The organism is Pseudomonas putida (assembly GCF_001976065.1).
Lineage (GTDB): Bacteria > Pseudomonadota > Gammaproteobacteria > Pseudomonadales > Pseudomonadaceae > Aquipseudomonas > Aquipseudomonas serbica.
In genome coordinates this window covers 264,794-280,738 of sequence record NZ_MNAH01000007.1, presented here as the reverse complement: position 1 = coordinate 280,738, position 15,945 = coordinate 264,794, and the positions used below count along the sequence as shown (strand labels likewise).

The following is a 15,945-nucleotide window of genomic DNA, read 5'->3' as shown; positions in this document are numbered from 1 at the left end:
GTCTCAACTGTTGGCACAGATCTGGCTTAGTAATCCCTACAGGTAACCAACGGCGGTTGCCCCACCTACGACAAAGACGTCGCTCACCTCATTTGCCCCTTGGCGAATCAGGTGGCGGCGTTTTTTTTGTTTTGGCCCCCGTTCGAGACTCCTACCACCTGAGGTGCGCGATGAATTCAAGCTTCTGGAAATCCGGCCATACCCCGACACTGTTCGCAGCCTTCCTCTATTTCGACCTGAGCTTCATGGTGTGGTACCTGCTTGGCCCGCTGGCCGTGCAGATTGCGGGCGACCTGCACCTGACCACCCAGCAACGCGGGCTGGTGGTGGCCACGCCAATTCTGGCCGGGGCAGTACTGCGCTTTGTGATGGGAATGCTGGCTGATCGCCTGTCACCCAAGACCGCCGGCCTGATCGGTCAGGTGATCGTCATCTGCGCGCTGTTCGGTGCCTGGAAACTCGGCATCCACAGCTACGAACAAGCCTTGCTGTTGGGGCTGTTCCTCGGCATGGCCGGCGCGTCCTTCGCTGTCGCCCTGCCCTTGGCATCGCAGTGGTATCCGCCACAGCATCAAGGCAAGGCCATGGGCATCGCCGGGGCCGGTAATTCCGGCACCGTACTGGCGGCGCTGATTGCACCGGTCCTGGCAGGCGCCTTTGGCTGGAGCAACGTGTTCGGCTTCGCGCTGATCCCGTTGATCCTGACGCTGATCGTCTTCGCCTGGCTGGCGAAAAACGCGCCTGAGCGGCCGAAAGCCAAGTCGATGGCCGACTACTTCAAGGCCTTGGGCGACCGCGACAGCTGGTGGTTCATGTTTTTCTACAGCGTGACCTTCGGTGGTTTCATCGGCCTGGCCAGCGCCCTGCCCGGTTACTTCAACGACCAGTATGGCCTGAGCCCGGTCACCGCCGGTTACTACACGGCAGCCTGTGTGTTCGGCGGCAGCCTGATGCGTCCGTTGGGCGGCGCCCTGGCCGATCGCTTCGGCGGCATTCGCACCCTGCTGGCGATGTACACCGTGGCGGCCATCTGCATCGCTGCCGTCGGTTTCAACTTGCCGAGTTCCTACGCCGCGCTGGCCCTGTTCGTGTGCACGATGCTTGGTTTGGGTGCAGGTAACGGTGCAGTGTTCCAGTTGGTGCCACAGCGTTTCCGTCGTGAGATCGGCGTCATGACCGGGCTGATCGGCATGGCTGGCGGCATCGGTGGATTTGCCTTGGCAGCCGGCATGGGCGCGATCAAGCAGAGCACCGGCAGCTACCAGATGGCTTTGTGGTTGTTCGCCAGCCTGGGCGTTCTCGCCTGGTTCGGCCTGCATGGCGTAAAACGCCGCTGGAGGACCACCTGGGGTTCGGCTGCCGTAACGGCTGCACGGGTCTGACACCGCCATGAGCCTGCAACTGAGTTTCGCCCAAGCCAGCGCCATCGGTCCGCGCGACGAGAATCAGGATGCCTTGCGACTCGTCACGCCGGCCCCGGCGCTGGCGGCCAGCAAGGGCTACCTGTTCGCCATCGCCGACGGCGTCAGCCAGTGCGCCGACGGTGGCCTGGCGGCTCGCTCGACCTTGCAGGCTTTGGCGCTGGACTACTACGCCACTCCGGAAACCTGGGGGGTCGCCCAGGCCCTGGATCGCTTGCTGCTGGCGCAGAACCGCTGGCTGCAGGCCAACGGTGCAGGTCAGCCGTTGCTGACCACCGTCAGCGCCCTGGTCCTGCGCGGCCGGCGCTTTACCCTGGCCCATGTCGGCGATTGCCGGGTGTACCGCTGGCACGCCGAACAGTTGCAACGGGTCAGCGAGGATCACGTCTGGGACCAACCGGGCATGCAGCATGTCCTCAAGCGTGCACTGGGACTGGATCAGCACCTGGTGCTGGATTTTCTCGATGGTGAATTGCGCATTGATGAAAGCTTCGTGCTGCTCAGCGACGGTGTCTGGGCGGTTCTGGGCGACACCGCCATTGCGGCGATCCTGCGCGATCAACCGGACCTCGACAGCGCCGCGCAGACCCTGGTCAACGCCGCGCACCTGGCGGGCAGCCAGGATAACGCCAGCGCACTGCTGGTGCGGGTCGATGCCTTGGGTGAAGCGAGTATCGGCGATGCTTTGATTCACCTGCAGCAATGGCCCCTGCCTCCGGCACTGAAACCGGGCCAGGTTTTCGAAGGCTGGCAGATTGAAGGGATTCTCAGCCAGAGCCAGCAATCCTTGCTCTACCGGGTACGCGACAGCCAACAGCAACCCTGGCTGCTGAAAACCCTGCCCGCGCACTTGCACGACGATCACCAGGCCGGGCAGGCATTGCTGTCCGAAGAGTGGTTCCTCAAACGCGTGGCCGGGCGGCACTTCCCTGAAGTGCATGCGGCCAGCCAGCGTCAACATCTGTACTACGTGATGCGTGAATATCCGGGCTCGACCCTGGCGCAACTGCAAGAACAGATCGGCCCCCTGCCCCTGGCCCAATGGCAGGACATCGCTGAACGCCTGCTGCGGGCCGTCGGCATGCTGCATCGACGGCAGATCCTGCATCGCGATATCAAGCCGCAGAACCTGCTGTCAGGGGACGACGGCGAGTTGCGCCTGCTGGATTTCGGCCTCGCCTACTGCCCCGGCCTGTCTGAAGATCAACCCAGCGTGTTGCCCGGGACTCCCAGTTACATCGCCCCGGAAGCCTTCCGCGGCGACGCACCGACCCCGCAACAAGACCTGTATGCGGTTGGGGTGACTTTGTACTTTCTGCTCACAGGGCAGTATCCCTACGGTGAAATAGAAGCCTTTCAGCGCCCCCGGTTCGGCGTACCGGTCAGTGCCAGTCGCTACCGCCCCGACCTGCCGGAATGGCTGGCGCAAAGCCTGGAACGCGCAGTTGCCCCGGACCCGGCCCAGCGCTTTGAAACGGCAGAGGAATGGTTGCGGCTGCTGGAGCAGGGGGAGCGACACAGTTTAAGCGTAAGGCCCAGGCCTCTACTGGAACGCGAACCGCTGAAGGTATGGCGCACGTTGGCCCTGTTGTCGCTGGTGGCCAACCTGGCGTTGCTGTTCCTGGTGTTCCATGGCTGAGCCTGTTTTGTTCTTAAAACCTATCACCGTCATCTCGTGAGGAAAAACACCATGAACGCAAAAGTCTGGCTGGTGGGTGCGGGTCCTGGTGACCCTGAATTGCTGACCCTCAAGGCCGTGCGCGCATTGAAGGAAGCGGATGTGGTGCTGATCGATGACCTGGTCAATGGCGTGATACTCGAACACTGCCCGGATGCACGGATCGTAGCGGTGGGCAAACGCGGCGGTTGCCGCTCCACGCCCCAAGCGTTCATCCATCGCCTGATGCTGCGTTACGCCCGCCAGGGCAAATGCGTGGTGCGGCTCAAAGGGGGTGATCCGTGCATTTTCGGGCGTGGTGGCGAAGAGGCGCAGTGGCTGCGTGAGCGCGGGGTCGAAGTGGAGCTGGTCAATGGCATCACTGCCGGGCTCGCGGGTGCCACGCAATGCGATATCCCGCTGACCCTGCGCGGTGTAGCGCGTGGCGTGACACTGGTCACCGCCCATACCCAGGACGGCAGCAGCCTGAATTGGCAGGCTTTGGCCCAGGGCGGTACGACCCTGGTGATCTACATGGGCGTGGCCAAACTCAGCGAAATCCGCGAGCAGCTGTTGGCGGGCGGGATGGCCGCGGGCACGCCGGTGGCGATGATCGAAAACGCTTCAATGCCGCAACAGCGCGAATGTAGGAGCGATCTGACAGCCATGGAGGAAGATGCCTACGCCTTTGAGCTGAAAAGCCCGGCCATTCTGGTGATCGGTGCGGTGGCGGCGGGCAGCTGGCGAGAAGATCAAAAGATCGCAGCCTGCGGCAGTTCCTACACGGGTCCTGCGTAAACCCTCAAATCGCAGGCAAAGAAAAGCCCGGCCTAAGCCGGGCTTTTCTCGTAGCTGCGAGCTAATTACTTAGCTTGAGCTTCAACCTGCGCTTCTACGCGACGGTTTACAGCACGGCCAGCGTCAGTAGCGTTGTCGGCAACTGGGCGGGATTCGCCGTAGCCAACAGACTGAACGCGGGACGATTCAACACCGTACTGGTTGGTCAGAACCTGCTTAACGGCGTTTGCACGACGCTCGGACAGTTTCTGGTTGTAAGCGTCAGGACCGACGGAGTCAGTGTGACCTTCAACAGTGGTGCTGGTGGATGGGTACTGCTTCATGAAGTCAGCCAGGTTCTTGATGTCGCCGTAGCTGTTAGGCTTGACTACCGACTTGTCGAAGTCGAACTTCACGTCCAGCTCAACACGAACAACTTCAGCAACTGCTGGGCAGCCGTCAGCGTCAACAGTTACGTTGGCTGGGGTGTCCGGGCACTTGTCAACGTTGTCGCAAACGCCATCGTTGTCGCTGTCGGAGCAGACTTCTGGAGCTGGAACTGGAGCAGGAGCTGGTTTGGAGCCGCCACCGAAGTTCACACCGATACCGACGCTAGGAGCCCACTCGGTGTTGCCCTGGTCGATGTTGTATTGAGCTTCAACGCCAGCACGGGCGTAGAAGTTCTCGGTGAAGTACAACTTGGCACCGCCGCCAACGTTGGCGAAGGTGGAGTGGTTACGACCGTTCGAACCGTTCTGGTCGATGCTCTGGTGGGAGAAACCACCGGAGAGGTACGGACGAACCATGTCGCCTGGGTTGTTGAAGTGGTACAGACCGTCCAGAGCTGCGTTCGAGCCCTTCACGTTCTGGCCATCATCGGTAACGGCGTTGTGAACTTCGTCGTAGGACAGACGCAGTTCAACGTCGTCAGTCAGGAAGTAACCGATCGAACCGCCCGGCAGGATGCCGTCGTTCTTGAAGTTACGGTCGCTATCGAAATACTGCTTCTTTGCGTAGCCTTCGATTTCAACTGCGCCTTGGCCCTGTGCCAGAGCGCCGATGGAAGTGGCGGCAATAAGAGAACCAATGGCCAAGCCCAAGGTGTTTTTCAGTTTCATCCGTTAAATCCCCATCTGGTGATTGTGAAGCAGTCCCGCAAACCGGGGGACAACTCGGCGGCAAGTCTATCAGAACTTGCCTACACGTAAGAGATATTTGCGCCGAACTAAGTTTCAGCAATGCCTGCAAATTTCTCACGCAATTTATCTAGAGCGCGTTTGTACCGCATTTTTGTTGCGCTCAAGCCCATGTGCATGATGTCTGCGATCTCCTGAAACTCTAGCTCTGCGACAAATCGTAGCACCAGAATTTCCCGGTCAATCGGGTTCACATACACTAACCAGCGATCAAGTCCACCCTTCTCCTCGGGTTTCGGCGCCTTTTCTTCGGACGCTTCCTCGAGGGGGTCAAGACTCAATGCGTCCATCAAGCGACGCTTTCGCCGTTCCTTTCGATACTGCGTAATGCACTCGTTGTACGTGATGCTATATAGCCATGTCTTGAACTTCGATTTTCCCTCGAAGTTCTTCAGGCCGTACAGCACCTTCAACATGACCTCCTGACAGACATCGTCAGCGTCGCGATCGTTCCCGAGATACCTTGCACAGACGTTAAATAATGTTCGTTGGTAACGCCGCATCAGTTCTTCATAGGCGCGCGTCACGTGAAACAGCTCGGTATGCGAGCGCGCGACCAACTCCTCATCAGAGAGCTCGCGGGGGTCGTAGCGCATGGATAGCGATTGGGCTTTATTCAAAACAAGTCGTGCCGACAGTCAGGTCAATGTCCGCCGCAGCCAGCATCAGGCGGCATTTTACGGCGGCATACATTAGCAGGGTTTGCCGGGTTAGCGGCTACTCACATGCTGCTCGAGGAGGATCCGATTGGAGAGAGAGACTAGCTCACCCTCATCGGTCAGCAATGTGGTTTTAACCGTGCCGATCTCTTCGATCTGCCCTTCGACCTCTCCAACTCGCACTTGTTGCCCAACCTGGTACAACTCACGCACATAGATTCCCGCAAGAATCTGACCGGCAATTTCCCGGCTTCCCAATCCCATGGCCAGCGCAACCGCCAGACCAACGGTAATCAATACGATCACGATCACATGGTTGAGCAGGTCAGTCTTGACCTCCAACTGACTGATCGCGACCGAGATACTGATGATGATCACCAGGCCCTGGGCAATTCTCCCAAGCCCTGAAGCGTAGTCCAGTCCTACGCCTTCTGCCGCGCCGCGCACCAGCCCGTTGGCCAATTGTGCCAGCAAGACACCCACCAGCAGTACCAGCGCCGCGCCGAATACTTTCGGCAAATACAACGCAAGCATGTCCAGCGTAGCTGAAACTCGCTCAAGTCCAAGTGATTCTGCGGCAGAAACCAGAAAAATAAGCAGAACGAACCAATAGACGATCTTGCCTATCAGCGTCGAAATGGGAACTTGAAGCCCGGCGCGGGACAACAGTTTGGTCAAACCGGTACCGCCCATCAGGCGATCCAGACCCAGTTTGGCGAGCAATTTGGACAGCAGGGTATCCAGCAACTTGGCGACGACAAAACCGAGCAGGAGCACAACCAGTGCGCCGAACAGGTTCGGAATGAAGTTCGCAATCTTGGTCCATAACGCAGTCATTGCAGTGACGAGGCTCTGTGTCCAGAGATCAAGTTCCATATTCAATCAGCCTTATCAGCAGTGCGGGCGGTAGGTTTACGAAGACGGGAGACCGGCGAGACATGGGCCGAGCCGCTATTGAGGGCGATCATCAGGGCGGGCAACCAGCGGCCCAGCAGGCTGAACAAATCACCGGCACCCACCTGGCGATTGGCGGTTTTCAGGACACGTCCCAGGCACGCATCGTCGTCCCGGGTGGACGGTGATGCCTTGAGCATGTCGCGCAAAGACTGTTCAAACGGATCGTGCATACGCACCTCTCGTGATGTCTGTGAAAGACGCGATCAAATTTGCTCGGGTCACATGGCGCATTTTCAAACCCAGCGCAAACGTCGGAATAACCACCACTGCCCCAGCGCCACCGAGAGCATCAGCAGGCAGGCGACGAGGAAGCCGTAGGGGCTTTGTGAAAAAGGAATGCCTCCAACGTTGATCCCCAGAAGGCCGGTCAGAAAACTCATCGGCAAAAAAATCCCGGTGATGATGCCGAAGCGATACATCGTGCGGTTCATGCGCACGCTCAACCGTCGGTCTTCAGCCTCCAGGACCAGCCCCACGCGCTCCCGCGTCAACTCAAGCTCTTCCAGATAGCGGGTCAGGCTGTTGTTCAATTCGTTCCAGTAATCGCCATCGTCCTCGACGAACCAGGGCAGCTTGATCCGCGTCAGTTGACCAAAGATATCCCGCTGCGGAGCGAGGAAACGCTTCAACGCAGCCGCCCGACGACGGATCTGTAAAACAGCCCCGTGCTCGGGCGTATACCGTTCGTCGGAATCCAGCTTTTCTTCTTCCTCATCGACCACTTCCGAGAGGCAACTGACCAGATCCTGCACCTTGTTGGTGAGGTACTGAGCCATGTAGAGAATGAGTTCGGAGGCAGTTTTCGGCCCCTTGCCCTCCTCCAGTTGCACCAGTAATTCTTCGGTGGCGCGCAACGGACGTAGCCGCAGGGATATCACCCGCTGGGCGGAGCCGAAGATCCGCACCGAGACCATGTCTTCAGGCTCGGCCCCTGGATTGAGGTTTACCCCACGCAGAAACAGCAGCAGTTCGCTGTCCGAAAGCTGCAGGAGGCGCGGACGGGTGTTTTCTTCAAGCAGGAGGTCGCAGCTGAACTCACTCAGGCCACTGGACTTGCGCAGCCAGGTCTGGGTTTGCGGGTGACTGCGATCCCAGTGCAGCCACAGGCTTTCGTGAGCCTGCAGCTGCAATTCGTCGAGTTCTGTCCGGGCTATCGAACGCGCACCGCCTTTTCCGTCCAGCACCAGGGCATGTACCAGCCCCCACTGCGCGTTTTCTTCCTCGAACATCCGCATCCCATTCTTCAAAAAAGTCGGCTACAGCTTACTCAGGCATTTTCAGCGGGCTGGGCGAGATGATCACGCCATTGTTATCCGCATAGATGTAGTGACCTGGATGAAAGGTCACGCCGGCGAAGGTCACGGCAACGTTCAGGTCGCCAAGCCCGCGCTTGTCGGTTTTCATCGGGTGGCTGGCCAGTGCCTGAACCCCCAGGTCGGTTTGCGCGATGACGTCGACGTCACGGATGCAACCGTAGATCACCAGCCCTTCCCAACCATTTTTTGCAGCTTTCTCGGCGATCATATCGCCCAGCAGCGCTCGGCGCAGGGAGCCACCGCCGTCGACCACCAGCACTTTGCCATTACCCTTGAGCTCGGCCTGCTCCTTTACCAGCGAGTTGTCTTCGAAGCACTTGATGGTCACGATTTCGCCGCCGAAGGAGTCCCGGCCACCGAAATTGCTGAACATCGGTTCCAGCACCTGCACTAACTCCGGGTAGGCGTCGCACAGGTCAGGCGTGAGGTAATGGTTCATCGAGAAACTCCTGTAAAGAGGAAGAAAGCACGAACATCACTACTGACTCAGTCATCGAAAATGACCAGAACAGCTCAATGCGTCATATCTTAGCCGCAAGCCGACCAGAGCGAAATGCCCTTGATAGAGCGTCCAGCTTAGATCGCCGTGGCCAGATCCGCTTGATCACCGAGCAACGGCGTGTGTTGATCCGTCAACCAGCGTGCCACCAGGGGCCAGACCTCAACCTGGGCGGCTTTGCTGACCAGCATTTCCACATGGCCGAAATTATCGGCAAAACCCTGCTCGCGTCCAAGGTTAATGAATTGCTTGTGCTCGGAACCCAGCTGATCGAACAACTTGCGGCACGCCCAGGCCGGGTCCTGATGATCGCCCACGGCGCTCACCGCCAGCACCGGCACCTTGACCTCGGCCAAGCCCGCCCACCAATCTTTGTCAGCATCGCCAAAGCGCCCGAACAGGCCGTACCAGCGCATGCTTTCCAGGGCCAGGCCGATCGGCTCGTCCTCCGGGCCACGCTTGAGCCGTGAACCGGACAGCTGGGCAAAACGCTTGAGGATGAAACGACCGCTCCATTCCACCGGCGGAAACTTCAGCGGCCAGTAGGTGCGGCTGACTTGCGTGCCAAAGAATGCCGCGGAAGCGACCACGGGCTCGCCAATGTATTCGCCCCCCAGCGCGGCCGCCAGGGTAATGCCGCCCAGCGAGTGGCCGATCCAGTGCGGGACCTGGCCGCTTTGCTCGCGCACGAACGCACCAATGGCCGGCAGATCGTATCGCGCATAGTCGGCAACACGGTTCTTGCGATAGTTCTGGTTGCGCTGGGACAGGCCGTGACCGCGCATTTCGGCGATCCAGACATCGAACCCCAGGCGCGCCAGATAGGCACCCAGGCCCAGCCCCTTGGGGGAGAACCAGAAACGTCGATTGGAAAAACTGCCGTGCAACAGGATCACCGGCACGCCACGGGATACCGACTCATCAGCCATGCCGAGGCGCGTCACCGCCACTTCTACGGTGCCGTCGGGGCTGTTACCGGGTTTCAACCGGTAGACATCTTCGCTCAGATCGCCGCGCCGCTCGGCGCTGATCAGAGCGACAGGAAACAGGTTGCTGCTGCTTTGCATAATCTCTTGCACAAAAAAGGGCGGCATCCAGAGGAGCCCGCCCTACTTGAATCTCAAAAAAGGCCGCCCCCTGGGGAACGGCCCGTTCACACCCTCAAGCCTGCGCTTGACCTTCCGCCAGGAAGAACCAGGTTTCGAGTACGGAATCAGGGTTCAGCGAAACGCTTTCGATGCCCTGTTCCATCAGCCACTTGGCCAGGTCCGGGTGGTCCGAAGGGCCCTGGCCGCAGATGCCGATGTACTTGCCAGCCTTGTTGCAGGCGGCAATGGCGTTGGCCAGCAGCTTCTTGACCGCCGGGTTACGCTCGTCGAACAGGTGCGCGATGATTCCGGAGTCACGATCCAGGCCCAGGGTGAGCTGGGTCAGGTCGTTGGAGCCGATGGAGAACCCGTCGAAGAACTCGAGGAACTCTTCAGCCAGGATCGCGTTGGACGGCAGTTCGCACATCATGATGATGCGCAGGCCGTTGTCACCACGCGCCAGGCCGTTTTCGGCCAGCAGATCGATCACCTGGCTGGCTTCGCCCAGGGTACGGACGAACGGCACCATGATTTCGACGTTGGTCAGGCCCATCTCGTTGCGCACGCGCTTGAGGGCACGGCACTCGAGTTCGAAGCAGTCACGGAACGATTCGCTGATATAACGCGAAGCACCGCGGAAGCCCAGCATCGGGTTCTCTTCTTCCGGCTCGTAGAGCTTGCCGCCGATCAGGTTGGCGTATTCATTGGACTTGAAGTCCGACAGGCGCACGATGACTTTTTTCGGCGTGAACGCTGCAGCCAGGGTGCTGATGCCTTCGACCAGTTTGTCGACATAGAAGTCGACCGGATCGCTGTAACCGGCGATGCGCTTGTCGACGCTTTCCTTGATGTCCTGCGGCAGGCCGTCGTAGTTCAGCAGCGCCTTGGGGTGCACGCCGATCATGCGGTTGATGATGAACTCGAGGCGGGCCAGGCCCACACCGGCGTTCGGCAACTGCGCGAAGTCGAAGGCGCGGTCCGGGTTGCCGACGTTCATCATGATCTTGAACGGCAGGTCCGGCATGGCGTCCACGGAGTTCTTCTTGATGTCGAAGCCCAGTTCGCCTTCGAAGATGAAACCGGTGTCGCCTTCAGCGCAGGAAACGGTCACGCCCTGGCCGTCTTTCAACAGCTGGGTGGCGTTGCCGCAACCGACCACGGCCGGGATGCCCAGCTCGCGAGCGATGATCGCCGCGTGGCAGGTACGACCACCGCGGTTGGTGACAATGGCGCTGGCGCGCTTCATGACCGGTTCCCAATCCGGGTCGGTCATGTCCGACACCAACACGTCGCCTGGCTGGACCTTGTCCATCTCGGACACGTCCTTGATGATGCGAACCTTGCCGGCGCCGATACGCTGGCCAATGGCACGGCCTTCAACCAGCACAGTGCCGGTTTCCTTCAACAGGTAACGTTCCATGACGTTGGCCTGGGTACGGCTCTTAACGGTTTCCGGACGGGCCTGCACGATGTACAGCTTGCCGTCGTCACCGTCCTTGGCCCATTCGATGTCCATCGGGCACTTGTAGTGCTTCTCGATGATCATCGCCTGCTTGGCCAGCTCGCTGACTTCGGCGTCGGTCAGGCAGAAACGCGCGCGATCGGCCTTGTCGACGTCGACGGTCTTGACCGAACGACCGGCCTTGGCCTCGTCGCCGTAGATCATCTTGATGGCCTTGCTGCCCAGGTTGCGGCGCAGGATCGCCGGACGACCGGCAGCCAGGGTTCCCTTGTGGACGTAGAACTCATCCGGGTTCACCGCGCCTTGTACGACGGTTTCACCCAGGCCGTAGGCGCCGGTGATGAACACCACGTCACGGAAGCCCGACTCGGTGTCGAGGGTGAACATCACGCCGGCAGTGCCGGTCTCGGAGCGGACCATGCGCTGCACGCCAGCCGACAGGGCGACCAGCTTGTGGTCGAAGCCCTGGTGCACGCGGTAGGAAATGGCGCGGTCGTTGAACAGGGAAGCGAACACCTCTTTGGCGGCGCGAATGACGTTTTCGACACCACGGATGTTCAGGAAGGTTTCCTGCTGGCCGGCGAAGGAAGCATCCGGCAGGTCTTCGGCAGTAGCGGAAGAGCGCACGGCCACGGCCATGTCAGGGTTGCCGGCGGACAGCGTGGCGAACGCGGTACGGATCTCGGCATTCAGTTTTTCCGGGAACTCGGCTTCCATGATCCATTGGCGGATCTGGGCACCGGTCTTGGCCAAGGCATTCACGTCGTCGACGTCCAGGGCATCCAGGGCGTCATGAATCTGCTGGTTCAGGCCGCTCAGCTCGAGGAAATCACGATATGCCTGAGCGGTCGTGGCGAAGCCACCGGGCACCGATACACCGGCACCCGCAAGATTGCTGATCATCTCGCCCAGGGATGCGTTCTTGCCCCCCACGTGCTCAACGTCGTCTTTGCCGAGCTTGTCGAGGGAAACTACGTACTCTACCAAGGTGATCTCTCCACTAACTGTGTTGGAAAAGCTCAGAAACCGGCGGCTCAAGGGAGCGTTTGCCAGTTGTATGGCCTGGACCTGGAAAATAAGTGAGAATGCGGGCCATTGGCGGCCGGCAAATCGCGCCTATCATATCCAAGATTCGTTACTAGCTTAAGGCCCAAGGTGCAAATGAAACGATCTGCTTTCTTTATCTCCGATGGCACGGGCATTACCGCCGAAACCCTCGGCCAAAGCCTTTTGGCGCAGTTCGAAAACATTACCTTCAGCAAAGTCACGCGGCCGTACATCGACAACGTGGACAAAGCGCGGGCCATGGTACAACAAATCAACAAAGCCGCCGAAACCGACGGTTTCCGTCCGATTATCTTCGATACCATCGTCAATCAGGACATTCGTGAGATCCTCGCGACTTCCAATGGTTTCATGATCGACATTTTCTCGACCTTCCTGGCGCCCCTTGAACAGGAACTGACCGAGCATTCTTCCTATACCGTGGGCAAATCCCACTCCATCGGGGCCAACACCAATTACATGGAGCGTATCGAGGCGGTGAACTTCGCCCTCGACAACGACGACGGTGCCCGCACGCACTATTACGACAAGGCCGACCTGATCCTGGTGGGCGTCTCGCGCTGCGGCAAGACCCCGACCTGCCTGTACATGGCCATGCAATTCGGCATTCGCGCGGCCAACTACCCGCTGACCGAAGACGACATGGAGCGCCTGCAACTGCCAAGCGCCCTGCGTGCCCACCAGCACAAGCTGTTCGGCTTGACCATCGACCCGGACCGCCTCACCGCGATCCGCAACGAGCGCAAGCCCAACAGCCGCTACTCGAGCTACGCCCAGTGCGAGTTCGAAGTGCGCGAGGTGGAAAACCTGTTCCGCCGCGAGAACATTCCGAACATCAACTCCACGCATTTTTCCGTGGAAGAGATTTCCGCGAAAATCTTGGTGGAAAAAGGCGTCGAGCGGCGTTTCAAGTAGTTTTATAGCGCCTGTCCCACCGCCTTCGCGAGCAAGCCCGCTCCCACACTGGATCTCCAGTGATCGCAAGATCTGTGGGAGCGGGCTTGCTCGCGAAGAACGATTACGCGGTCTCCTAGATCACAAACAAATCTACAAACCGATTAACAGGCGTCGCTTCAAGCGCTACCTGATCCTTGCACAACGCAAAAATCTCCTCGCTACGCTGACGGGTGAATCGTGTCAGCAAGTTCGCCCTGAACTTGTCCTCCAACAATGGAATGCCCTCGGCACGACGCCGACGATGACCAATCGGATATTCCACCACCACGTTTTCGGTGCTCGACCCATCCTTGAAAAACACCTGGATCGCATTGGCGATCGAGCGTTTGTCGGCTTCCAGGTATTCGCGGGTGAAACGCGGATCTTCGACAACGGTCATCTTGTTGCGCAGCACATCGATGATCGGATGCGCCTTGTGAAAATCATCTTCGTAGTGCTCGGCCACCAGATTGCCGAAAGCCAGCGGCACAGCGGTCATGTACTGGATACAGTGATCGCGGTCAGCGGCGTTGGCCAACGGGCCAACCTTGGAAATGATGCGGATCGCCGATTGCTGTGTGGTGATGACGATCCGGTCGATCTCATGCAGGCGATTACGCACCTGCGGGTGCAAGGTGACCGCTGCTTCACAGGCCGTTTGCGCGTGGAACTCGGCAGGAAAACTGATCTTGAACAGCACGTTTTCCATCACATAGCTGCCGTACGGTCGGGAAAAACTGAATGTCCGTTTATCCTCGGGCTTGAGTGCCAGATCGCTGTTGGTGTGGCTGAACAGTACGTCGTAAAAGCCCCACTGCCTGGCACTCAACACACCCGGAATGCCCATCTCGCCGCGCAGGGCGATGTCTGCCAGGCGCACACCTCGACTGGACGCATCGCCCGCCGCCCAGGATTTGCGCGAGCCGGCATTTGGCGCGTGGCGATAGGTGCGCAAGGCCTGGCCATCAGCGAACGCATGGGACAAGGCCGAGAGCAACTGCTCGCGATTGGCGCCCATGAGTTTGGCGGTGACTGCCGTGGAGGCGACTTTAACCAGGATGACGTGATCGAGGCCGACACGGTTGAACGAGTTTTCCAACGCGATCACACCCTGGATCTCATGGGCCATGATCATCGCTTCAAGCACCGTGCGAAGGGTCAACGGCGCTTCGCCGTTGGCCGAACGCTTTTGCGACAGGTGGTCAGCCACCGCGAGAATGCCACCAAGGTTATCCGACGGATGGCCCCATTCGGCCGCAAGCCAGGTGTCGTTGTAGTCGAGCCAGCGCACGATACAGCCGATGTCCCAGGCCGCCTTGACTGGATCCAGCCGATAGCTGGTGCCGGGCACGCGGGCGCCGAACGGGACGACGGTGCCTTCGACCATGGGCCCCAGGTGCTTGGTACATTCCGGGAATCGCAGGGCCAGCAGGCCGCAGCCGAGGGTGTCCATCAGGCAGTTGCGGGCGGTATCGAGGGCTTCCCGGGACTCGATCTTGTAGCTCAGGACGTAATCGGCAATGTCCTGCAGGACCTGGTCGTAGTCGGGGCGGTTGTTGAGGTCAACGTTGGCGCTCATGTTCGATTCACCTTGTAGGAGCTGGCTTGCCAGCGAAAGCGGTGTCACAGATAACAATGATGTTGAATTTGACGGCCTCTTCGCTGGCAAGCCAGCTCCTGCAGGGGGTGCGTCGTTAGAACGAATCGCCTGGCACCCGGACGTAACCTTCCATCAACACCCGCGCACTGCGGCTCATGATGGCCTTGTTCACGGTCCATTCGCCGTTGACCTGGCTGGCTTCGGCGCCAACGCGCAAGGTGCCCGACGGATGGCCGAAACGCACTGCATTGCGTTCGACACCGCCCGCCGCAAGGTTGACCAAGGTGCCGGAAATCGCTGCCGCGGTGCCGATGGCGACCGCCGCGGTGCCCATCATCGCGTGGTGCAGCTTGCCCATGGACAGTGCACGTACCAGCAGGTCGACATCGCCCGCTGCAACCGTCTTGCCGCTGGAAGACACGTACTCCGCCGGCTTGGCCACGAACGCCACTTTCGGCGTGTGCTGGCGCTTGGCCGCTTCGTCGACGTTGGAAATCAGGCCCATGCGCAGTGCGCCATAGGCGCGGATGGTTTCAAACATCAGCAATGCTTTCGGATCGCCGTTGATCGCACCTTGCAGCTCGGTGCCCTTGTAGCCGATGTCTTCGGCGTTGACGAAAATCGTCGGGATACCGGCGTTGATCATGGTTGCCTTGAGGGTCCCGACGCCAGGCACTTCCAAATCATCGACCAGGTTGCCGGTCGGGAACATCGAACCGCCACCGCCCTCTTCTTCCGCGGCCGGGTCGAGGAATTCGACCTGCACTTCCGCCGCCGGGAAGGTCACGCCGTCGAGTTCGAAATCGCCGGTTTCCTGCACTTCACCGTTGGTGATCGGCACGTGGGCGATGATGGTCTTGCCGATGTTGGCCTGCCACACGCGCACCACGGCAATGCCGTTGTGCGGGATGCGGCTGGCGTCCACCAGGCCGTTGCTGATGGCGAACGAACCGACCGCTGCGGTCAGGTTGCCGCAGTTGCCGCTCCAGTCGACGAACGGTTTGTCGATCGACACCTGGCCGAAGAGGTAATCGACGTCATGATCGGCCTTGACGCTTTTCGACAGGATCACGGTTTTGCTGGTGCTGGACGTCGCGCCGCCCATGCCGTCGATCTGCTTGTCGTACGGGTCGGGGCTGCCGATCACGCGCAACAGCAGCGCATCGCGGGCCGGGCCTGGAACCTGGGCCGACTCCGGCAGATCCTTGAGGCTGAAGAACACGCCTTTGCTGGTACCGCCGCGCATGTAAGTAGCGGGAATTTTGATTTGCGGTGCATGAGCCATGGTGTTGCTTACTCCTTAGCTAGAAAA

General features: G+C 59.8%; 14 protein-coding genes. 4 read left to right on the top strand and 10 right to left on the bottom strand.

Annotation, left to right across the window (positions count from 1 at the left end; all coding sequences use genetic code 11):
* Positions 1–170: 170 nt before the first annotated feature.
* Genes BKX96_RS23355 through cobA form a run of 3 tightly spaced genes read left to right on the top strand, consistent with a single transcriptional unit; the run spans position 171 to position 3,876 of the window.
* Complete coding sequence (locus BKX96_RS23355; protein ID WP_077185574.1) at positions 171–1,382, top strand: nitrate/nitrite transporter; 1,212 nt, start codon at positions 171–173, stop codon at positions 1,380–1,382.
* Positions 1,383–1,389: 7 nt separating this feature from the next.
* Positions 1,390–3,060, top strand: coding sequence for a bifunctional protein-serine/threonine kinase/phosphatase (locus tag BKX96_RS23350; protein WP_077185573.1), 1,671 nt, complete (start codon positions 1,390–1,392; stop codon positions 3,058–3,060).
* A 51-nt stretch (positions 3,061–3,111) separates the two neighbouring features.
* Complete coding sequence (gene cobA / locus BKX96_RS23345; protein WP_046816188.1) at positions 3,112–3,876, top strand: uroporphyrinogen-III C-methyltransferase; 765 nt, start codon at positions 3,112–3,114, stop codon at positions 3,874–3,876.
* A gap of 65 nt (positions 3,877–3,941) precedes the next feature.
* Here the strand turns inward: cobA and BKX96_RS23340 are convergent, their stop codons facing one another.
* The 8 genes from BKX96_RS23340 to ppsA all read right to left on the bottom strand — a co-directional run bounded on the left by BKX96_RS23340 (position 3,942) and on the right by ppsA (position 12,019).
* Positions 3,942–4,973, bottom strand: coding sequence for an OmpA family protein (locus BKX96_RS23340; protein WP_046816187.1), 1,032 nt, complete (start codon positions 4,971–4,973; stop codon positions 3,942–3,944).
* A gap of 107 nt (positions 4,974–5,080) precedes the next feature.
* Complete coding sequence (gene sigX, locus BKX96_RS23335) at positions 5,081–5,671, bottom strand: RNA polymerase sigma factor SigX (protein ID WP_075949123.1); 591 nt, start codon at positions 5,669–5,671, stop codon at positions 5,081–5,083.
* Between the two features lie 90 nt (positions 5,672–5,761).
* Positions 5,762–6,586 (bottom strand): mechanosensitive ion channel family protein, encoded by an 825-nt coding sequence (locus tag BKX96_RS23330; protein WP_034147984.1) that lies wholly within the window; start codon positions 6,584–6,586, stop codon positions 5,762–5,764.
* Between the two features lie 2 nt (positions 6,587–6,588).
* Positions 6,589–6,837, bottom strand: coding sequence for a hypothetical protein (locus tag BKX96_RS23325; protein ID WP_046816186.1), 249 nt, complete (start codon positions 6,835–6,837; stop codon positions 6,589–6,591).
* Positions 6,838–6,900: 63 nt separating this feature from the next.
* Positions 6,901–7,896 (bottom strand): divalent cation transporter CmaX, encoded by a 996-nt coding sequence (gene cmaX, locus BKX96_RS23320; protein ID WP_046816205.1) that lies wholly within the window; start codon positions 7,894–7,896, stop codon positions 6,901–6,903.
* A 34-nt stretch (positions 7,897–7,930) separates the two neighbouring features.
* Complete coding sequence (rraA, locus tag BKX96_RS23315) at positions 7,931–8,422, bottom strand: ribonuclease E activity regulator RraA (protein ID WP_046816185.1); 492 nt, start codon at positions 8,420–8,422, stop codon at positions 7,931–7,933.
* 137 nt (positions 8,423–8,559) lie between these two features.
* Positions 8,560–9,549, bottom strand: coding sequence for an alpha/beta fold hydrolase (locus BKX96_RS23310; protein WP_046816184.1), 990 nt, complete (start codon positions 9,547–9,549; stop codon positions 8,560–8,562).
* Between the two features lie 94 nt (positions 9,550–9,643).
* Positions 9,644–12,019, bottom strand: a complete 2,376-nt coding sequence (ppsA, locus tag BKX96_RS23305) for a phosphoenolpyruvate synthase (protein ID WP_046816183.1) — start codon at positions 12,017–12,019, stop codon at positions 9,644–9,646.
* 174 nt (positions 12,020–12,193) lie between these two features.
* Between ppsA and ppsR the strand changes: the two genes are divergently transcribed.
* A complete protein-coding gene (gene ppsR, locus BKX96_RS23300; protein ID WP_008048584.1) occupies positions 12,194–13,012 on the top strand; it encodes a posphoenolpyruvate synthetase regulatory kinase/phosphorylase PpsR in 819 nt (272 codons plus the stop codon).
* A 115-nt stretch (positions 13,013–13,127) separates the two neighbouring features.
* Here ppsR and prpD read toward each other — a convergent pair whose 3' ends face one another.
* Together prpD and prpF are read right to left on the bottom strand one after the other, a co-directional pair.
* Entirely contained in the window at positions 13,128–14,612 is a 1,485-nt protein-coding gene (prpD, locus tag BKX96_RS23295; protein ID WP_077185572.1) for a 2-methylcitrate dehydratase, read from the bottom strand.
* 115 nt (positions 14,613–14,727) lie between these two features.
* A complete protein-coding gene (gene prpF / locus BKX96_RS23290; protein ID WP_077185571.1) occupies positions 14,728–15,918 on the bottom strand; it encodes a 2-methylaconitate cis-trans isomerase PrpF in 1,191 nt (396 codons plus the stop codon).
* Positions 15,919–15,945: the final 27 nt, after the last annotated feature.

What these genes read in the sequence shown, in the direction of transcription:
- rraA (WP_046816185.1), bottom strand. Translation starts at nt 8,422, where the DNA reads ATGAACCATTACCTCACGCCTGACCTGTGCGACGCCTACCCGGAGTTA.
- ppsR (WP_008048584.1), top strand. Translation starts at nt 12,194, where the DNA reads ATGAAACGATCTGCTTTCTTTATCTCCGATGGCACGGGCATTACCGCC.
- BKX96_RS23350 (WP_077185573.1), top strand. Translation starts at nt 1,390, where the DNA reads ATGAGCCTGCAACTGAGTTTCGCCCAAGCCAGCGCCATCGGTCCGCGC.
- cmaX (WP_046816205.1), bottom strand. Translation starts at nt 7,896, where the DNA reads ATGTTCGAGGAAGAAAACGCGCAGTGGGGGCTGGTACATGCCCTGGTG.
- BKX96_RS23340 (WP_046816187.1), bottom strand. Translation starts at nt 4,973, where the DNA reads ATGAAACTGAAAAACACCTTGGGCTTGGCCATTGGTTCTCTTATTGCC.
- cobA (WP_046816188.1), top strand. Translation starts at nt 3,112, where the DNA reads ATGAACGCAAAAGTCTGGCTGGTGGGTGCGGGTCCTGGTGACCCTGAA.
- prpF (WP_077185571.1), bottom strand. Translation starts at nt 15,918, where the DNA reads ATGGCTCATGCACCGCAAATCAAAATTCCCGCTACTTACATGCGCGGC.
- BKX96_RS23310 (WP_046816184.1), bottom strand. Translation starts at nt 9,549, where the DNA reads ATGCAAAGCAGCAGCAACCTGTTTCCTGTCGCTCTGATCAGCGCCGAG.
- BKX96_RS23325 (WP_046816186.1), bottom strand. Translation starts at nt 6,837, where the DNA reads ATGCACGATCCGTTTGAACAGTCTTTGCGCGACATGCTCAAGGCATCA.
- BKX96_RS23355 (WP_077185574.1), top strand. Translation starts at nt 171, where the DNA reads ATGAATTCAAGCTTCTGGAAATCCGGCCATACCCCGACACTGTTCGCA.
- prpD (WP_077185572.1), bottom strand. Translation starts at nt 14,612, where the DNA reads ATGAGCGCCAACGTTGACCTCAACAACCGCCCCGACTACGACCAGGTC.
- BKX96_RS23330 (WP_034147984.1), bottom strand. Translation starts at nt 6,586, where the DNA reads ATGGAACTTGATCTCTGGACACAGAGCCTCGTCACTGCAATGACTGCG.